The organism is Stenotrophomonas sp. Sm10, from assembly GCF_030985515.1.
Lineage (GTDB): Bacteria > Pseudomonadota > Gammaproteobacteria > Xanthomonadales > Xanthomonadaceae > Stenotrophomonas > Stenotrophomonas hibiscicola.
The window spans coordinates 1-2,642 of the sequence record NZ_JAPTFO010000164.1; the positions used below are offsets into that span (position 1 = coordinate 1).

Sequence of the window (2,642 nt, forward strand, 5' to 3'; positions counted from 1 at the left end):
GCCATGCCCGGCGGCTTTCCGGCGGCCAGCCATGCCGCGCTGTGCGCTCGCCGGGCATGGCCCGGCGCTACCTGGGCTCCGCCCCGGCTACCCCCGATTCAGGCTGTTCAGGCAGAATCCCCCCATACCCTTCCAGGATCTGCCCATGCGCGTTCTGCTGCTTTCCTCCCTGCTGCTCACCGTCACCGCCTGTACCTGGGTGCCGATCGAACCGGCCGGCAAGGCGACCCGCGTACTGCCGGCAGGCCCCGTTCCCGCTGGCTGCATCGCCAAGGGCGAAGTGGTCGTCACCGTGAAGAGCAAGGTCGGCTTCTACAACCGCAACCCGCTGCGCGTGCAGGAAGAGCTGGAAACGCTGGCCCGCAACGAGGCCCCGAGCGCAGGTGCCAATGCCGTGCAGGCCGCTGCGGCCCCGGCCGATGGCAGCCAGCGTTTCGCCGCGTTCCAGTGCCCACCGCGCTGAACGCTTCACCATACGGCCAGCGCTGAATTCGTAAAGATGCGGTGAAGGCCCCCGGGGTTATAGAATAGCGCCCCCTTTTGCCTGAGCCTTGGCGCTAACCTCGATGCTCTTCAAGAATGTCTCGATCGCCGGCCTGGCACACGTCGACGCACCGCATACGCTGACCACCAAGGAAATCAACGAACGCCTGCAGCCGACGTTGGATCGCCTGGGCATCCGCACCGACGTGCTCGGCGATATCGCCGGCATCCACGCGCGCCGCCTGTGGGACAACGGCGTGCTGGCGTCCGACGCTGCCACCATGGCCGGCCGCAAGGCGCTGGAAGACGCTGGAATCGATGCGACGCAGGTGGGCCTGCTGGTCAATACCTCGGTCAGCCGCGACTACCTGGAGCCGTCCACCGCCTCCATCGTGTCGGGCAACCTCGGCGTCAGCGACGAATGCATGACCTTCGACGTCGCCAACGCCTGCCTGGCCTTCATCAACGGCATGGATATCGCCGCGCGCATGATCGAGCGCGGTGACATCGACTACGCGCTGGTGGTGGATGGCGAGACCGCCAACCTGGTGTACGAGAAGACGTTGGAGCGCATGACCGCTCCGGACGTCACCGCCGACGACTTCCGCAACGAACTGGCGGCCCTGACCACCGGTTCGGGTGCTGCCGCGATGGTGATGGCGCGCTCGGAGCTGGTGCCGGACGCGCCGCGCTACAAGGGTGGCGTCACCCGCTCGGCGACCGAGTGGAACCAGCTGTGCCTGGGCAACCTGGACCGCATGGTCACCGACACCCGCCTGCTGCTGATCGAAGGCATCAAGCTGGCACAGAAGACCTTCACCGCCGCCAAGATCGCACTCGGCTGGGCCGTGGAAGAGCTGGACCAGTTCGTGATCCACCAGGTGAGCCAGCCGCACACCGCTGCGTTCATCAAGAACTTCGGCATCGACCCGAAGAAGGTCATGACCATCTTCGGCGAGCACGGCAACATCGGGCCGGCCTCGGTGCCGATCGTGCTGAGCAAGCTCAAGCAGCTGGGCAAGCTGAAGAAGGGTGATCGCATCGCGCTTCTGGGCATTGGTTCCGGCCTGAACTGTTCGATGGCTGAAGTGGTCTGGTAAGCAGCCCGCTGCCCGACCTCCTGTAGAGCCGAGCCATGCTCGGCTCACGCGCACAGCGCGGTTCTTCCGCGGCCTGACCGGAGAGCCGCCGAGCATGGCTCGGCGCTACACCGCGCCGCGATTCTTCCAAGGTGCTCCGCATGCGCGATCTTCCCGGTTACCCCGCCCACCCGCAGCGCTTCGAAGTGCGCCCGGGCCTGTCGATGAACTATCTCGACGAAGGCCCGCGCGACGGCGAGGTAGTGGTGATGGTGCACGGCAATCCGTCGTGGAGCTATTACTGGCGCACGCTGGTGGCCGGCCTGTCGGACACCTACCGCTGCATCGTGCCGGACCATATCGGCATGGGCCTGTCGGACAAGCCTGATGACAGCCGCTACGAGTACACGCTGCAGTCGCGCGTGGACGACCTCGATGCGCTGCTCAAGCACCTGGGCATCACCGGACCGGTGACCCTGGCCGTGCACGACTGGGGCGGCATGATCGGTTTCGGCTGGGCGCTGTCGCACCACGACCAGGTCAAGCGCCTGGTGGTGCTCAACACCGCCGCGTTCCCGATGCCGGCGGCGAAGAAGATGCCGTGGCAGATCGCGCTGGGCCGTCACTGGAAGATCGGCGAGTGGATCATCCGCAGCTTCAACGCGTTCTCCTCCGGTGCCTCGTGGCTGGGCGTGGAGCGGAAGATGCCGGCCGACGTGCGCCGCGCCTACGTGTCGCCGTACAACAGCTGGGCCAACCGCATCAGCACCATCCGCTTCATGCAGGACATCCCGCTGTCGCCGGCCGACAAGGCCTGGTCGCTGCTGGAGCGTGCCGGCAAGGCACTGCCCTCGTTCGCCGACCGTCCCGCCTTTCTCGGCTGGGGCCTGCGCGACTTCGTGTTCGACCATCATTTCCTGAAGGGCTTCCAGGCCGCGCTGCCGAAGGCCCAGGTACATGCGTTCGAGGACGCCGGGCATTACGTGCTGGAAGACAAGCACGAGGTGCTGGTGCCGGAAATCCGGGCGTTCCTGGACAAGAACCCGATCTGAGAAGTGGGGGGGGGGGGGGGGGGGGGGG

Annotated in this window: 3 protein-coding genes; all 3 read left to right on the forward strand. The window is 66.5% G+C overall.

The features are described 5' to 3' along the window. Positions 1-145 precede the first annotated feature (145 nt). The 3 genes from O0J15_RS20675 (at position 146) to O0J15_RS20685 (ending at position 2,614) form a co-directional block, all read left to right on the forward strand. Positions 146-463 carry a DUF4156 domain-containing protein gene (locus O0J15_RS20675; protein ID WP_005407628.1) on the forward strand — a complete coding sequence of 106 codons (318 nt, stop codon included), beginning with the start codon at positions 146-148 and terminating at the stop codon, positions 461-463. A 103-nt stretch (positions 464-566) separates the two neighbouring features. Beyond that, entirely contained in the window at positions 567-1,583 is a 1,017-nt protein-coding gene (locus tag O0J15_RS20680) for a 3-oxoacyl-ACP synthase III (RefSeq protein ID WP_014035559.1), read from the forward strand. A gap of 140 nt (positions 1,584-1,723) precedes the next feature. Continuing rightward, positions 1,724-2,614, forward strand: coding sequence for an alpha/beta fold hydrolase (locus tag O0J15_RS20685; RefSeq protein ID WP_227844221.1), 891 nt, complete (start codon positions 1,724-1,726; stop codon positions 2,612-2,614). The last annotated feature ends 28 nt before the right edge of the window (positions 2,615-2,642 follow it).